Source organism: Albimonas pacifica, from assembly GCF_900113695.1.
Taxonomy (GTDB): Bacteria; Pseudomonadota; Alphaproteobacteria; order Rhodobacterales; family Rhodobacteraceae; genus Albimonas; species Albimonas pacifica.
In genome coordinates, this window is record NZ_FOQH01000002.1 from 441,729 (window position 1) to 454,144 (window position 12,416).

Below are 12,416 nucleotides of genomic sequence, written 5' to 3' on the forward strand. Positions count from 1 at the left end.
GGGGAGTTTTCAGCCTCCCTTATCTCCTTGGCGGGGCGCGCGCGGTCAAGCGGCTTGCACGGCGCGGACGGGGCCGCGAGGTCATGGCGCCCCCGGGGGCGCGCGCGGCTTTCCTCGGGCGCCGCGGCGCGCCATGTTGCGGCCATGACCCGCGGGCGCCCCGAGATTCTGTTTCCGCTCTTCGCCGAGCTGACCACCCTCGACAAGGTCGGGGAGAAGACGGCGAAGCTGTTCGAGAAGCTGCACGTGACCCGCCCGCGGGACCTGCTGATGCACCCGCCCTCGCGGCTGGTGGACCGCCGGATGCGCCCCGACCTGAACGGCGTGCCCGACGGGGAGGTGGCGACGGTGAAGGTCACGGTCGCCGAGCACCGCCGCGGCCGCACCCGCGCCGCCCCCCACCGGGTGGTGGTCGAGGACGCCGCGCAGGGCTTCACCCTGGTCTTCTTCCGCCTGCCCCCCGCGCGGGTCGAGGCGATGCTGCCGCTGGGCGAGACGCGCATCGTCTCGGGCAAGGTCGAGACCTGGAACCACATGCGCCAGATGGTGCAGCCCGACCACGTGCTGACCGAGGCCGAGGCCGGCGAGCTGCCGGAGTTCGAGCCGATCTACCCCACCACCGAGGGCCTGGGCCAGCGCACGATCTCCGCCGCCGCGCTGTCGGCGCTGTCGCGGGCCCCCGACCTGCCGGAGTGGATCGAGCCGGGCCTGGTCTCCGCAAAGCTCTGGCCCGGCTGGCGGAATGCGATGGAGGCGCTGCACCGCCCCGTCTCCGACGACGCCCTGCGCCCGCGCAGCCCCGCGCGCGAGCGCATCGCCTACGACGAGCTGCTGGCCCACCAGATGGCGCTGGCGCTGGCGCGCGAGACGCAGCGCAAGGGCAAGGGCCGCCCGACCGTGGGGACCGGGCGGCTGGTGGCCCGCGCGCTCGCCGCGCTGCCCTTCGAGCCGACGGGGGCGCAGAGACGCGCGATCAGGGAGATCGCCGCCGACATGGCGGCCGAGGAGCGCATGAACCGCCTGCTGCAGGGCGACGTCGGCTCGGGCAAGACGCTGGTGGCGCTGGCGGCGCTGCTGAGCGCGGTCGAGGCCGGCGGCCAGGCCGCGCTGATGGCCCCGACCGAGATCCTCGCTCGCCAGCACATGGAGGGGCTCGGGCCCCTCTTCGCGGCGGCCGGCGTGGTTCCGGTGCTGCTGACCGGCCGCGACAAGGGCCCGGGCCGGCGCGAGAAGCTCGCCGCCATCGCCTCGGGCGAGGCGGGGGTGGTGATGGGCACGCACGCGCTGTTCTCGGCCGACGTGGACTTCGCGGACCTGCGCCTCGCGGTGATCGACGAGCAGCACCGCTTCGGCGTGCGCCAGCGCATGGAGATCAGCCAGAAGGGCCGGCGTCCCGACGTGCTGGTGATGACCGCCACCCCGATCCCGCGCTCGCTGGCGCTGGCGAGCTACGGGGACATGGACGTCTCGATCCTCGACGAAAAGCCCCCCGGCCGGAAGCCGGTGGAGACGGTGCTGGTCTCCTCCGGCCGGCTGGAGGAGGTGGTGGCGCATCTTCGCCGGGCGGTCGAGGCCGGCCGCCAGGCCTACTGGGTCTGCCCGATGGTGGAGGAGAGCTTCGAGAGCGACCTCACCGCCGCCGAGGCCCGCCATCGCGAGCTTCAGGCCGTGTTCGGCGACCGCGTGACCCTGGTTCACGGACAGATGCCTCCCTCCGAGAAGGACGCCGCCATGGCCGCCTTCACCGGCGGGGAGGCGCGCGTGCTGGTGGCGACCACGGTGATCGAGGTCGGGGTGAACGTGCCCGACGCCTCGATCATGGTGATCGAGCATGCGGACCGCTTCGGTCTGGCGCAGCTCCACCAGCTGCGGGGGCGCGTGGGGCGGGGCGAGGCGGCCTCCTCCTGCCTGCTGATGTACGATCCGCCGCTGGGCGAGACCGCGCAGGCGCGCCTGAAGATCCTGCGCGAGACGGAGGACGGGTTCCGGATCGCCGAGGAGGACCTTCGTCTGCGCGGGGCGGGGGACGTGCTGGGCACGCGCCAGTCCGGGCTGCCGGATTTCCGGGTGGCCGATCTCGAGATGCACGCCGATCTGATGGCGGTCGCCCAGGACGACGCCCGCCTGCTGCTGACCACCGACCCGACGCTGGAAGGCGAGCGGGGCCGGGCGATGCGCACCCTCCTGTGGCTGATGGAGGCCGACGAGGCGCTGCGGCTGCTGAAGGTCGGTTGAGCGCCGCACGTGGCCGCGGCGCCACGGCGGGGCCGCCGTGCGGGGGCTGCGCAGGCGACGCCCTGTTTCGGTCCGGAGCGGTCGCCCGGCCGCCCGCCGGCAGGGCCCGGACCCGTCCGTCGCGAACGTCTCTCCCTCTCGTTTTCCGTTTGCGCTCCGACACTTCGGACCCGCCGTGTCGGCGGCGCCCAGCGGCCGTCGCGCCCCGTGCGTCGAGCCGCGCGATGGCCGGAGGGGGGCGCCGGTGCGGGAGCGAATCGGCATGTGGATGACAAAACATGTCCATGATGGTGGGGATGATCTCTTAATGTTCCGTTATCGTTCTTGACCCGACTCGGGAATCAAGGGAACGTTCAGGCAACACGGAACGGATCTGCAACGCCTCGGGATCGGAGCCACGCCATGAAGACCCTCGCTCGCCTCGCCGCCTCCGCCGCCCATCGCGCCGGTCGGGAGACCTCGGACACCGCCGTGGAGGACGCGCTGGGCCTGGCCGTGTTGAGCCTGATGGTGGCCGCCGTCTTCGCGATGACCTCGCTGACCTGAGTCTCCCTTCGCCTGCGGCCGCGCGCGAAGGTCCCCCGAAACGGTCCCTGCCGGTTCCCTCGTCCGGCCCCTCCGGCTCTGCCTGCCTGTCGCCGGAGGCCGATCTTCGCAAAGCCGCACACCTGCCGCCGCGAGCGTCTCGCGGCGGCCTTTTCTTTTTGTTAACCCTTCGCAGGGCAGGGTGTTCCTGCTTTGTTTCGGGATGGGGATCCCGGGACGAAGCCTCGGGCGGACGGGGCGGGGCCGGCAGGCGGCCTGCGCGGTCGCGCCGCTCGATCGACCGCGGGAAGGGCCGCTGGGTCCGGGCCTGGACGGGATGGAGGCCAGGGCATGGACAGGCGGTTCGCGGCGGCGTCGGCCGAGCATCCGGCCGCGCTCGTCGGGCTCAGGGCGACAGGTCGCCGGCGGCCGATGCGGTCGGACGGGTTCGCGGCGCAGAGCGGGGACGGCAAGCCCTTCCTGCGCCGCGAGCTGCGCGGTGCGCTCGGCGCGCGTCGCGAGCTGGTCGGCGTCTCGCCGATCTTCGCGCCGCCCGGGGCGCTGGTCGTCGCCCGGGCGCGATGCCGCGTCGAGGTCGCCGGCCCGGGTGGAGACGGTCGCGGGCGCAGAGGCAGGCGAGCGTCGCCGAAGAGGTCGGAATCGGCCGGTCCGGTCGCCGGGAGATAGCGCGGAGCGCGCGCGCGCCGCCGTCCGCGCCAATCGCGCGAGGGCGGGGACCGGCGGTCGTCGCTCGGATAAAGAGGAGGGCCTGCGGAAGCGCAGACGTGAGATGCACGCCGGTCCCTATGGCCGCCGCCGTTCGACGGAGCGGCGCGGACCGGCCGACCGGCGAGGATCGGCGGACCGGCATGGGCCGGCGGAACCGGAGAGATCAGCCCTGGGCGGCGCCGGTCTCTCCCGCGGCCTGGTCCATCGCCTCGAGCGTCGCCTCGAGAGCGAGGAGGATGGAGGCGTGACGGTGCTTGTAGTCGCGGGCGGGCAGCAGGGCCTCGTAGCCGTCGAAGGGGGCGTCGGGAACCTCGCCGCCCGACTTGAGCATGGCGCGGAGCTGGGCATGGGCCGTCGCGATCTCGTCCCGGGTGCGGCCGATCGCCTGGGCGCCCAGCACCGCGGCCGAGGCCTGGCCCAGGGCGCAGGCCTTCACGTCCTGGGCGAAGCGGGCGATCTTCCCTTCCGCCACGTCCAGATCGACCGTCACCGTCGAGCCGCAGACCGGCGAGCGGCGGCGGGCGCTCGCCTGCGGGCTCTCCAGCCGGCCCGCGTGGGGGATGTCGGAGGCCAGCGCCAGGATGCGCCTGGAATAGAGGCCGATCAGGTCCTGCTCTGCACTCGCGTCGGTCATGGCGGTCCTTTCCGGGGCGCGCGCAGGAGGGGCGGCGCCTGAGACCCTAGATAGCGGCCCCGGTCGGAGTGTAAAAGACGCGGGCCCGCACGATAAGGAGACCTTCGCGTTGTCCGTCCCCCTGCCGCCGCCCGTCGACCCCGCAGCCCCCGCGCCCGGCTTCGATGCCGCGACCCTGCGCTGGGACGACAAGGGCCTGATCCCCGCCATCGCCCAGGACGCCGGCGACGGGACGGTGCTGATGGTCGCCTGGATGAACCGGGCGGCGCTCGACGAGACGCTGGCGACGGGCCAGGTCACCTACTGGTCCCGCTCGCGCAACCAGCTGTGGCGCAAGGGCGAGACCTCGGGCCACCGTCAGCGGCTGGTGGAGCTGCGCGTCGACTGCGACCGCGACGTGCTGCTGGCGCTGGTCGAGCAGACCGGCCCCGCCTGCCACACCAACCGCCGCTCGTGCTTCTACACCGCCGTGCGGGAGGGCGCGGAGGTCGAGATCCTCGCCCCCGAACAGGCTTGAGCGCCCCCTGGGACGCCGCCGGCCGCGCCGTCTGGGCGGAACGGCTGAGCGGGCCGAACCTGAAGCGGCTGGTCCTGGGCCTCGCCATCGGGGCCACGGGCGGCTTCATCTTCCACCTGCTGGGCGTGCCGCTCGCCTGGATGCTGGGGGCCCTGTTCTTCAACATGTTCGCGACCGTCGCGGGCGCCCCGGCGGACGTGCCGATCTGGCTCAGGATGATCTTCCTCTCGGTCGTCGGGCTGTTCCTGGGCGAGAGCTTCTCGGCCGCCGACGCCGAGAGCCTGTCGCGCTGGCCCGCGACGCTGGCGATGGCGGTGGCCTACGTGCCTGTCGGCGCGGCGGTCTGCTACGTCATGTTCCGCGCGCTGTCGCGGATGGACCGGGCGACCTCGCTGCTGATCTCGATGCCCGGCGGGCTGACCGCCATCGCGATGTTCGCGGGCGAGGCGGGGTCGGACGAGCGGCGGGTCGCCCTCTACCACTCGCTGCGGGTGGCGCTGGTGGTGGTGGCGGCGCCCGTGGTGGCCTTCGGCTGGCTGGGGCTGGCCCAGCCCGAACATGCGCCGGAGAACCCCGCGGGGCTGGTCGCGGGGCTCGATCTCGCGCTGCTGATCGGGCTGGCGCTGCCGCTGATCTGGCTGTTCCGGCGGATGAATCTTCCGGTGCCCTACCTGATGGGGCCGCTGATCGCCTCGGCCGCGCTGCGCTTTCCGGGCGTGATCGACGGGGGGCTGCCGGGGTGGCTGGTGGAGGCGGCGCTGGTGGTGACCGGCTCCTCCATCGGCACGCGGTTCCGGGGCGTGCCGCTGCGCTTCTTCGCCGAGACGGCGCTGTGGACGCTGGCAGGCACGGTGCTGCTGATGGTGGTCTCCGTCGGCTTCGCGGGCTTCGCGACCTGGGCGCTGGGGATCGACCTCTTCGCGGCGCTGCTGGCCTTCGCGCCGGGCGGCGTGGCCGAGATGTCGCTGATCGCGATCTCGATCGACGCGGACCCGGCCTTCGTCGCCACCCACCACCTGACCCGGATCTTCGCGGTGCTGTTCTCGCTGCCGCTGCTCTCGGGGCTGATCCGGCGGCTGATCAGGGAAGACCGACGCGCGCGCGGATTTCCGAGGGAGTGACGCCGGCCTCGCGCAGCTCGTGAAGGCCGGCGTCGCGGTCGCGCTTGGCGAGCCGCCGGCCGGCCGCGTCCCGGATCAGCCGGTGGTGACGGTAGAGGGGCGTGGGCAGGCCCAGCAGCGCCTGCAGCAGGCGGTGGATCGGCGTCGCCGGGAACAGGTCGCGGCCGCGGGTCACGTGGGTCGCCTCCTGGAAGGCGTCGTCCACCACCACCGCAAGGTGATAGGCCGCGGCGCCGTCCTTGCGGGCGAGCACGACGTCGCCGCAGGCCCCGATCAGCCAGTCGGCGCAGAGCGGCTGCGTGCCGGTCTCGCCCTGCGGGCCGCGGTCGAGCTCCTCGAAGGTCAGGTCGGCGAGGGCGCGGGCGCCGCCCAGGGCCTCGACGGCGGCGGCCATGTCGAGGCGCAGGGCGTGGGGCAGGGCCGGATCGGGGGGCGAATGCCGGCAGGTTCCGGGGTAGACGGGGCCGTCGGGGCCGCCTTCCTGCGGGGCGTCCAGCGCCGCCAGGATGTCCTTGCGGGTGCAGGCGCAGGGGTAGAGCAGGCCGCGGGCGCGCAGGGTTTCCAGCGCGGCGGCATAGGCCGCGCCGCGGGCGGACTGGCGCAGGACGGGCGTCTCCCATTGCAGGCCGAGCCAGGCGAGGTCCTCCTCGATGGCGCGCTCGAACTCGGGGCGGGCGCGGGAGCGGTCGATGTCCTCGAGGCGCAGCAGGAAGCGGCCGCCGGCGGCGCGGGCGGCGTCGTGGGCCAGCATCGCGGAGAAGGCGTGGCCCAGGTGAAGGCGGCCGTTGGGGGAGGGGGCGAAACGCTCGGTATGCATGGGCGCGAGGGAAGCCGGAGGGCGAGGGGGCGTCAAGCGGGGACGGAGGCGCCCTGCGGGCGGGCTTGGGCGTGGGACGGGGGGACGCGCCGGGGCGGGGGGCGGGAGCCTCCGGCGGGCTCCTGACTCACCCGGGAACAGGGCCGCGCCTGTTCCCCGCAGCCGTCCGTCGCTTGCGATGCCTGAGCGACTCGCCCGCCCCGGTCAAGGACAAGCCCGGCTTCGCCGGGTCGCTGCGCGATCCCTGACCGGGGCGGACGAGTCGCTCTGTCCGGCATCCGCGACGGACGGCTCCGGGGAACAGGCGCTCCGCGAGGCGACCGTTCCGCGCGCCCGGGGCGCAGGTTGCGGGTTGACCGGGGCCGGGGGGCCGGGTTTCGTCGGCGCCATGAGCGTGGGGCGGATCATCGAGACGGGGGCCTGCGTCGCCGAGGGCGCGGCGTGGCTGGCGGCGCGCGAGCCGCGGTTCGCGCAGGCGCTGGAGCTCTGCGGGCCGCCGCCCCTGCGCCGGCGGGCGGACGGGTTCGAGGCGTTGCTCTCGGCCATCGTCTCCCAGCAGGTCTCGGTGGCCTCGGCTGCCGGGATATGGGCGCGGGTGCAGGCCGCCGGCGCGGTGACGCCGGAGGCGGTGCGCGGGCTCGACGACGACGCGCTCAGGGCGCTGGGGCTGTCGCGGCCCAAGGTGCGCTATGCGCGGGCGCTGGCCGAGTCGGGCTTCGACTTCGAGGCGCTGCGCACGATGCCGGACGAGGCGGCGATCGCGGCGCTCGACGCGCTGCCGGGTATCGGGCGCTGGACGGCGGAGGTCTACCTGCTGACCTCGCTGGGGCGGGCGGACGTGTTCGCGCCCGGCGACCTCGCCCTGCAGGAGGCCGCGCGGCTGCTGTTCGGCCTCGAGGCCCGGCCGGCGGAGAAGGACTTCGCCGCCATGGCGCGCGCCTGGTCGCCCTGGCGCGGGGTGGCGGCGCGGCTGCTTTGGGCCTACTACAGGGCCATGAAGAACCGGGAAGGGATGATCTGATGGCGGCTCTCACGGGGCCCTCGCTGCCGGCGAAGTCGGGCGAGGCGAAATCGGCGGTGGTGTTCCTGCACGGCTACGGCGCGGACGGCCCGGACCTGCTGGGGCTGGGCGACGTGCTGGCCGATCACCTGCCCGACACCGCCTTCTACGCCCCCAACGCGCCCGAGCGCAGCGTGATGAACCCCATGGGCTACCAGTGGTTCCCGATCCCGCGCATGGACGGCTCGACCGAGGCGCAGCGCGCGGCCTCGATGGCGGTCTCGATCGGGCTGGTGAACGACTATCTCGACGGGATCCTGAAGGAGACGGGGCTGCCGGCGGACAAGCTGGCGCTGATCGGCTTCAGCCAGGGGACGATGATGTCCCTGCAGGTCGCGCCGCGGCGCAAGGAGCAGCTCGCCTGCGTCGTCGGCTTCTCGGGGATGCTGCTGGCGCCGGAGCGGCTGCCGGAGGAGATCGCGACGAAGCCCCCGGTGCTTCTGATCCATGGCGACGCCGACCCGGTGGTGCCCTTCGAGAACCTGGAGCTCGCGGCCCGGGGACTCGCCGAGGCCGGAATCGAGGTGCGCGTCCTGCCGTGCCGGAACGTGCAGCATTCGATCTCGCCCGAGGGGCTGGGGGCGGCGCTGCAGATGCTCAAGACGCATCTGGGCTGACCCGCCCGGGCCGGCGGGCCGGGGTCTCAAGCCCTTGTTTCCGCTGGCCGATCCCTCTCCCCACCGGGGCCGGGCGCGGGCGTCGTCAAGTCGTCGCAAAGCGCTGATAGACCTTCGGTGCGGCGGATGGGCTCGCAGCATCTGGAGAGTTGCGCGGCGTCATCCGCCAGATATAGTTCTCTTACCTACCGGGACGGGACGCGTCCCGTCTCGGCGGAACTGGAACGTCGGGACGGGAGACCTCTTGGGTGCGCAACGACCCCTACACCACCCAGTTCGTGCGAAGTCCGGCGCGGCTGAAGGAGCATCCCGCGCTGGTGCTCAACGCCGACTACCGGCCGCTGAGCTACTTCCCCCTGTCGCTGTGGCCCTGGCAGGAGGCGGTGAAGGCCGCCTTCCTCGACCGCGTGACCATCGTGGCGGAATACGAGGAGGTGGCGCGCTCGCCCAGCCTCGAGATCAAGCTGCCCTCGGTCGTGGTGCTGCGCGAATACGTGAAGCCGGCGCGGCTCGCGGCCTTCACCCGCTTCAACCTGTTCCTGCGCGACGAGTTCCGCTGCCAGTACTGCGGGGCGAAGGGGGACCTGACCTTCGACCACGTGATCCCGCGAGCGGCCGGCGGGCGCACGACCTGGGAGAACGTCGTCGCCGCCTGCGGGCCGTGCAACCTGCGCAAGGGCTCGCGGTCGCTGCGCCAGGCGGGGATGCGGCTCGCCAAGCCGGCCGGGCGGCCCACCGCGGCGCAGCTGCAGAACGTCGGGCGGAAGTTCCCGCCCAACCATCTCCACGACACCTGGCTCGATTACCTCTACTGGGACGCGGAACTGGAGCCCTGAGGGCGCCTCAGGCCCGCTTCAGCGAGGCGATCCACAGGCCCGCGAGGATCAGCGAGAAGATCCCGTTCCACGAGGCCATGGACAGGCCCGCCAGGCTCCACGCGACTTCGTCGCAGCGGACCAGGGGAGCGTTCTGGATCGCCGCCAGCAGGTCGTCGGTCGAGAGCCCCGCGCCCATCGAGGAGGCGCACTCCGTCGGGCCTTCCCACCAGCCGCGCTCGACCCCGGTGTGGAGCAGCGCGACGCCCGTCCCCGCCAGCATCGCCAGCGCCCCCAGCGCGCGGATCGCGCGCAGGCCGCGCAGCGCGGGGACCAGCAGCAGGGCGCCCAGCAGGATCGCCAGCGCATGGGGCCAGCGCTGCCAGATGCACATCTCGCAGGGCGCGAGGCCGCCCAGGTGCTGGAAGGCGAAGGCCCCCGCCAGCAGCCCCGCAGACCCCGCCGCGGCGAGGCCCGCGAGGTAGGTCTGCACGGTCTCGGGCAGGGCGGCCGGTCGGGCGGCGGTCCGGCTCGGGGCGCTCACAGGGCGTACTTCACGATCGCGAAGCCTCCGATCAGCAGGGCGACCGAGACGGTCGCCACCAGCCCCAGCCGCCGGTCGATGAAATCGCGGATCGGCTCGCCGAAGCGGTAGAGAAGGGCCGCGATGAGGAAGAACCGCAGGCCCCGGGCGAGCACCGAGGTCGCCATGAACAGAGCGAAGTTCAAACCCGTGACCCCTGAAAAGATCGTGATGACCTTGTAGGGGAAGGGCGTGACGCCCGCGATCAGCACCGCCCAGAAGCCCTGGTCGTTGTAGGAGCCGGCGAGCGCGTCGAAGGCGTCGGCCTTGTGGTAGAACTCCAGCACCGGCCGCCCGACGCTGTCGAACAGCCCCCAGCCGATATAGTAGCCCAGCGCGCCGCCCAGAACCGAGGCGAGCGTGCAGACGCCGGCGATCAGCCAGGCGCGCTTCGGGGCGGCGATGATCATCGGGATCATCAGCACGTCCGGCGGGATCGGGAACATCGAGCTTTCGATTAAGCTGACGAAGGCCAGCGTCCACAGCGCGTAAGGCGTTTCCGCCTGGCGCAGAACCCAGTTGTAAAGCGGTCTGATCATGGTCCGGAGCGTTAGCCATCCGATGGGGGGCTGTCCACGCGGCACACGGGGGTGCGGCGATGGGGGCCGGGGCGGGCGCCGGGGGGAGGGGCGGACGCCGCTCCGGTTCCGCGGTCGGGGAGCGCTTCTGAACTCGCCAGGCGACAGGCGCTTGGCAGAGGATGTCGGAGGGGCGGCGCCCGGGGGGCGGAGGTCGGAGGGGGGACGACCGGGCCGGGCCGCGCCGCGGGCGAGCGCGCGCCGCAGGCGGGACGGTCGACGCGGCGCCTGCGCGATCAGCCCAGGGGACCGGCCTCGGGGTCCTCGACCTCGGCCGGGGCGTCGCCGCGGCCGCGGAAGCCGGTGGCGAGCACGTACATCTCGGCCGAATCCTTGCGGCTCGACGGCGGCTTGATGTGGCGCACCGTGGCGAAGTTGGTCTTGAGCATCGCGAGCAGGTCCGCCTCGGACCCGCCCTGCAGGGTCTTGGCCAGGAACGCGCCGCCGGTCTTCAGCACCTCGGTCGCGAACCAGGCCGCGGCCTCGCACAGCGCCATGATCCGCAGGTGGTCCGTCGCCCGGTGGCCGGACGAGGAGGCCGCCATGTCCGAAAGCACCGCGTCCGCCTCGCCGCCGAGCGCGGCCTTCACCGCCTCGTCCGCGCCTTCCTCGAGGAAGTCCATCTGCAGCAGCTCGCAGCCGGGCAGGGGGGCGACCTCCTGCAGGTCGATGCCCAGGATCCGGCCGCGGGGGCGGTTGGGCTTGTGACCGTCGGCGTTGACCTTCTTCGCCGCCACCTGCAGCCAGCCGCCGGGCGCGCAGCCCAGGTCGACGATGCAGGCGCCGGTCCTGAGGAACGGGTGCTTCTCCTCGATCTCCAGCAGCTTGAAGGCGGCGCGGCCGCGATAGCCCTCGCGCTTCGCCCGCTGAACGTAGGGGTCGTTGAGCTGCCGCTCCAGCCAGCGGGTCGAGGACAGGCGCCGGCCCTTGGCGGTCTTCACCCGCGTCTTCAGTTCCCGCGCGCCGCGCCCGGAGGTTCCCGCTCCGTCGCCGCCGCTCTTGCCGCCGCTCATGACCCGTGTCCGTCCAAATCAGTGCTGCCGGGCCCGCTCGGCCCACATCAGGGAATACAGCATCCCCTCGCGAAGGCCACGGTCCGCGACGCGGATGCGGGGCGCGGGCCATAGCCGCAGGATGGTCTGCAGGATCGCGGCGCCGGCGATCACCAGCTCGGCCCGGTCGGGGCCCACGCCCGGGTGCAGGCGGCGCCCCTCGGGGCCGAGGTCGATCAGGTGGCGGGCGATGCGCGCCGAGGCCGAGCGCTCCAGCCACATGCCGTCGACCTTGGCGCGGTCGTACTTGGTCAGCCCCAGACGCAGGGCGCCGATGGTCGTCACCGTGCCCGAGGCGCCGATGATCTGCAGGCCGGGCAGCTTCTCGGCCGACTTCTCGTCCTCGTAGGGGAGGAAGCCCGCGATGTGATCCTCGAAATGGCAGGCCATCAGCGCATAGCGGTCGGCGTCGGATTCGACGTCCGCATAGCGGTCGTGAAGGGTCGCGACGCCGACGGGGGCCGAGATCCAGTCCACGATCCGCTCGCGCGCCGCCCGGCGCAGCTCCGAGCGGTCGGGGCCGCCGCGGCCCGGGGCGAGCGCCAGGATCAGGTCCTGCCGCTCCGCGGGCGCGCAGCCGGCGAGGTCGAGCCAGATCAGCTCGGTCGAGCCGCCGCCGATGTCGAAGACCATCAGGCTCTCGGCCTGCTCGTCGAGCAGCGGGGCGCAGCCGGCGAGCGCGAGGCGCGCCTCCTGCTCGGGCGTGATCACCTCCATCTCGAGGCCCGTCTCGCGGCGGACCCGGCGCAGGAAGCCCCGCGCGTTGGCCGCGCGCCGGCAGGCCTCGGTCGCCACGATCCGGCAGCGCGCCACCTCGTGACGGCGGATCTTGGAGGCGCAGATGCGCAGGGCGTCCAGCGTGCGGGACATCGCGGCGCGCGACAGCTCGCCATGGGTCTCCACCCCCTCGCCCAGGCGCACGTTGCGGCTGAAGGCGTCGATGACGCGGAAGCCGGAGGGATCCGGCTCGGCGATCAGCAGACGGCAGTTGTTGGTGCCGAGGTCGAGGGCAGCGTAACGGGCCGGCGCCTTCGACGGGGCCCGGGCGGAAATGGCTTTGGCAGGCGCCTGGGCCTGCGACTGCGCGCCCTGCGGCGTCGTCATATCGAAAACCTCCGCGGCGTGTCGCCGCG

The 12,416-nt window shown here is 73.3% G+C and carries 14 protein-coding genes; 8 read left to right on the plus strand and 6 right to left on the minus strand.

Annotation, left to right across the window (positions count from 1 at the left end):
* Positions 1-144 precede the first annotated feature (144 nt).
* The 3 genes from recG to BM064_RS04785 all read left to right on the plus strand — a co-directional run bounded on the left by recG (position 145) and on the right by BM064_RS04785 (position 3,447).
* Entirely contained in the window at positions 145-2,235 is a 2,091-nt protein-coding gene (gene recG, locus BM064_RS04780; protein ID WP_092858391.1) for an ATP-dependent DNA helicase RecG, read from the plus strand.
* A 402-nt stretch (positions 2,236-2,637) separates the two neighbouring features.
* The gene (locus BM064_RS27355; protein WP_177236145.1) at positions 2,638-2,781 is read left to right on the plus strand and encodes a hypothetical protein; all 144 of its coding nucleotides are present in this window, start codon (positions 2,638-2,640) and stop codon (positions 2,779-2,781) included.
* A gap of 330 nt (positions 2,782-3,111) precedes the next feature.
* Complete coding sequence (locus tag BM064_RS04785; protein WP_092858393.1) at positions 3,112-3,447, plus strand: hypothetical protein; 336 nt, start codon at positions 3,112-3,114, stop codon at positions 3,445-3,447.
* A 205-nt stretch (positions 3,448-3,652) separates the two neighbouring features.
* Here the strand turns inward: BM064_RS04785 and BM064_RS04790 are convergent, their stop codons facing one another.
* Positions 3,653-4,123, minus strand: coding sequence for an iron-sulfur cluster assembly scaffold protein (locus BM064_RS04790; RefSeq protein WP_092858395.1), 471 nt, complete (start codon positions 4,121-4,123; stop codon positions 3,653-3,655).
* Positions 4,124-4,232: 109 nt separating this feature from the next.
* Between BM064_RS04790 and hisI the strand changes: the two genes are divergently transcribed.
* A complete protein-coding gene (gene hisI, locus BM064_RS04795) occupies positions 4,233-4,640 on the plus strand; it encodes a phosphoribosyl-AMP cyclohydrolase (RefSeq protein ID WP_245779055.1) in 408 nt (135 codons plus the stop codon).
* Positions 4,637-5,761 carry an AbrB family transcriptional regulator gene (locus tag BM064_RS04800; protein WP_092858399.1) on the plus strand — a complete coding sequence of 375 codons (1,125 nt, stop codon included), beginning with the start codon at positions 4,637-4,639 and terminating at the stop codon, positions 5,759-5,761. Before hisI ends, BM064_RS04800 begins: the two co-directional genes overlap by 4 nt.
* On the opposite strand, the gene gluQRS is transcribed toward BM064_RS04800, so the two are convergent.
* Positions 5,721-6,578 (minus strand): tRNA glutamyl-Q(34) synthetase GluQRS, encoded by an 858-nt coding sequence (gene gluQRS / locus BM064_RS04805; RefSeq protein ID WP_092858401.1) that lies wholly within the window; start codon positions 6,576-6,578, stop codon positions 5,721-5,723. The two genes, BM064_RS04800 and gluQRS, sit on opposite strands and share 41 nt — an antisense overlap.
* 388 nt (positions 6,579-6,966) lie before the next feature.
* Here gluQRS and BM064_RS04810 point away from each other — a divergent pair, with 388 nt between their 5' ends.
* The 3 genes from BM064_RS04810 to BM064_RS04820 all read left to right on the plus strand — a co-directional run bounded on the left by BM064_RS04810 (position 6,967) and on the right by BM064_RS04820 (position 9,091).
* Positions 6,967-7,599: a DNA-3-methyladenine glycosylase family protein gene (locus BM064_RS04810; RefSeq protein ID WP_092858809.1), complete on the plus strand. Its 633-nt coding sequence runs from the start codon at positions 6,967-6,969 to the stop codon at positions 7,597-7,599.
* A complete protein-coding gene (locus tag BM064_RS04815) occupies positions 7,599-8,255 on the plus strand; it encodes an alpha/beta hydrolase (RefSeq protein ID WP_092858403.1) in 657 nt (218 codons plus the stop codon). The genes BM064_RS04810 and BM064_RS04815 overlap by 1 nt, the downstream gene beginning before the upstream one ends.
* Positions 8,256-8,503: 248 nt before the next feature.
* The gene (locus BM064_RS04820; protein WP_092858405.1) at positions 8,504-9,091 is read left to right on the plus strand and encodes an HNH endonuclease; all 588 of its coding nucleotides are present in this window, start codon (positions 8,504-8,506) and stop codon (positions 9,089-9,091) included.
* Between the two features lie 7 nt (positions 9,092-9,098).
* Here BM064_RS04820 and BM064_RS04825 read toward each other — a convergent pair whose 3' ends face one another.
* From BM064_RS04825 to BM064_RS04840, 4 genes are all read right to left on the minus strand, one after another.
* Positions 9,099-9,614, minus strand: a complete 516-nt coding sequence (locus BM064_RS04825) for a disulfide bond formation protein B (protein ID WP_245779056.1) — start codon at positions 9,612-9,614, stop codon at positions 9,099-9,101.
* Complete coding sequence (locus tag BM064_RS04830) at positions 9,611-10,192, minus strand: YqaA family protein (RefSeq protein WP_092858407.1); 582 nt, start codon at positions 10,190-10,192, stop codon at positions 9,611-9,613. The genes BM064_RS04825 and BM064_RS04830 overlap by 4 nt, the downstream gene beginning before the upstream one ends.
* A 275-nt stretch (positions 10,193-10,467) precedes the next feature.
* Positions 10,468-11,244 carry an RlmE family RNA methyltransferase gene (locus tag BM064_RS04835; protein WP_092858409.1) on the minus strand — a complete coding sequence of 259 codons (777 nt, stop codon included), beginning with the start codon at positions 11,242-11,244 and terminating at the stop codon, positions 10,468-10,470.
* Between the two features lie 18 nt (positions 11,245-11,262).
* Positions 11,263-12,387, minus strand: coding sequence for a Ppx/GppA phosphatase family protein (locus BM064_RS04840; protein ID WP_092858411.1), 1,125 nt, complete (start codon positions 12,385-12,387; stop codon positions 11,263-11,265).
* Positions 12,388-12,416: the final 29 nt, after the last annotated feature.

Coding starts and splice junctions, on each gene's coding strand:
- recG (WP_092858391.1), top strand. CDS start 145: ATGACCCGCGGGCGCCCCGAGATTCTGTTTCCGCTCTTCGCCGAGCTG.
- BM064_RS27355 (WP_177236145.1), top strand. CDS start 2,638: ATGAAGACCCTCGCTCGCCTCGCCGCCTCCGCCGCCCATCGCGCCGGT.
- BM064_RS04785 (WP_092858393.1), top strand. CDS start 3,112: ATGGACAGGCGGTTCGCGGCGGCGTCGGCCGAGCATCCGGCCGCGCTC.
- BM064_RS04790 (WP_092858395.1), bottom strand. CDS start 4,123: ATGACCGACGCGAGTGCAGAGCAGGACCTGATCGGCCTCTATTCCAGG.
- gluQRS (WP_092858401.1), bottom strand. CDS start 6,578: ATGCATACCGAGCGTTTCGCCCCCTCCCCCAACGGCCGCCTTCACCTG.
- BM064_RS04810 (WP_092858809.1), top strand. CDS start 6,967: ATGAGCGTGGGGCGGATCATCGAGACGGGGGCCTGCGTCGCCGAGGGC.
- BM064_RS04815 (WP_092858403.1), top strand. CDS start 7,599: ATGGCGGCTCTCACGGGGCCCTCGCTGCCGGCGAAGTCGGGCGAGGCG.
- BM064_RS04830 (WP_092858407.1), bottom strand. CDS start 10,192: ATGATCAGACCGCTTTACAACTGGGTTCTGCGCCAGGCGGAAACGCCT.
- BM064_RS04835 (WP_092858409.1), bottom strand. CDS start 11,244: ATGAGCGGCGGCAAGAGCGGCGGCGACGGAGCGGGAACCTCCGGGCGC.
- BM064_RS04840 (WP_092858411.1), bottom strand. CDS start 12,387: ATGACGACGCCGCAGGGCGCGCAGTCGCAGGCCCAGGCGCCTGCCAAA.